We start from the raw sequence: 1,803 nt of genomic DNA on the forward strand, positions 1-1,803 counted from the left end.
ACCCTATGTCCGCCCGGCCTGGCTGACCGTCTAGGCGGGCCCTCGCGGTCCCTGAAAAGGAAAGGCGAGGACCGGAACTGAACAACGAAAGCCCGCACCTGCACGTGCGGGCTTTTCAGTGTTCAGGACGGAACTCTCCGCTTTCGATGCCGAACCTGTCAGGATGGGCAAGCGCGACCAACGGCACATGCTGCCCAAGCGCAGACCTTTGAGATCTGCCTTACGTGGATTATGGATGACCGCGGGACCGGAACCGCCTTTAAAGAGTTGTACAAAAACGGGGATTACAATGACAGCACGCCTTTCGAAGAGCGCTTCTACAATAATGCGTTTCAGTTTGGCCGCTGTTGCCATGGCAGCCATGACGGTGGGTTGCAGCGCCCCTCAAAGCGACGAGACGGAGTCTGCCAGCGCTTCTGAAGACATTTCAGATATTTCATGGCCGCAAGAAGACTGGGAGTATTCGACCCTTGAGGCGGAAGGCTTCGATCCGGACCCCGTCAATCGTTTCATGGAAGATCTGGTCGCCGAGAAATACGGTCGCGTTGATCATTTTCTACTCATTCGACACGGTCGCATCGTCGCGGAACAGCAGATCGAGCGGGACTACGCAGCATTGGCCGCGAGCCTCGATCAAGACGACCGATTAACGCCGAACTTCAGCAATCCAATTTATAATTACGACGATGCTGATTTGCATCCTTATTATCAGGGAACGGATTTACATACAGTTCAGTCGGTTACGAAGAGCATCAATTCCGCGGTTTTGGGCATCGCGATTGATGAAGGATATATCGAAGGAACCAACGCGCCAATACTCCCCTTTTTTGACGCTTACGAAGTTGATGAATCCGACCCACGCAAAGAGCGAATAACGATTGATGACCTTCTGACAATGCGAACCGGCATTGCATGGGATGATGAAGGGGGTTTCGGATCTGAAACCGACAGTACGTACGCACTTGAAAACTCCCAGACGTGGATTCAATTCATCCTTGACCAACCGATGTACGAGGAGCCTGGCGCAGTCTTCAAATATAATGACGGCGCGAGCGTCCTCCTGGGCAAAATCCTGCACGAAGCGACCGGCCAGCGTGTTGACGCCTGGGCGCAAGAAAAGCTGTTCAGCCCAATCGGTATCGATGAGTTCTATTGGAAAATCACGCCAGATGGCGAGGCGGATACCGAAGGCGGGCTTTACCTTTCGGCCCATGATATGGCGCGGATTGGGTACCTGTTCTTGCGAGATGGACTATGGGACGGCGAGCGCGTCATTTCGGAAGATTGGGTGCGTCGTTCCGTGGCCTCGAACGTTCCGTCTACCTCAACAGGAGATAATTCCTCGCCCTTTGGCTACGGCTATCAATGGTGGGTGCCTGAGGACGGAGAGGGGCGCTCACTCGGGTTCGCCGGATATGGACTTGGGGGACAGCGGATCATGGTGTTCCCGGAGTATGATGTCGTGGCTGTGTTCCAGGCTTGGGACCCTGCTGGCGAGTTCTGGAAAGCCAGCAATGCCTTCAGGACAACCGTATTGCCTGCGTCGATTTCGGAGCCGGAATAGCTCGCTGGACCCGTATGTCTCCTCCTGACCAAAAGCAGCCATCCCGAGCGGCTTTCTTTGGGCGGATCGGGACACTGACGTCGTGTTCCTCGAACGACAACAATGGGCCAATAATGATCATTGTGCGCTGCGTGTCCAATGTCCGCCGTTTGGCCACGGGCGACGTTCGTATTGGGGCACAGTCCACCACGCACGAAGACCCGATCTATGATGTCGACGGCATCCTGCATTATTGCGTC

Annotated in this window: 1 protein-coding gene; it reads left to right on the forward strand. The window is 55.0% G+C overall.

Features of this window, described 5'->3' with window-relative positions:
- Positions 1-289: 289 nt before the first annotated feature.
- Positions 290-1,564: a serine hydrolase domain-containing protein gene (locus tag HJO_RS17395; RefSeq protein WP_035619617.1), complete on the forward strand. Its 1,275-nt coding sequence runs from the start codon at positions 290-292 to the stop codon at positions 1,562-1,564.
- Positions 1,565-1,803: the final 239 nt, after the last annotated feature.

The organism is Hyphomonas johnsonii MHS-2, assembly GCF_000685275.1.
Classification (GTDB): Bacteria; Pseudomonadota; Alphaproteobacteria; order Caulobacterales; family Hyphomonadaceae; genus Hyphomonas; species Hyphomonas johnsonii.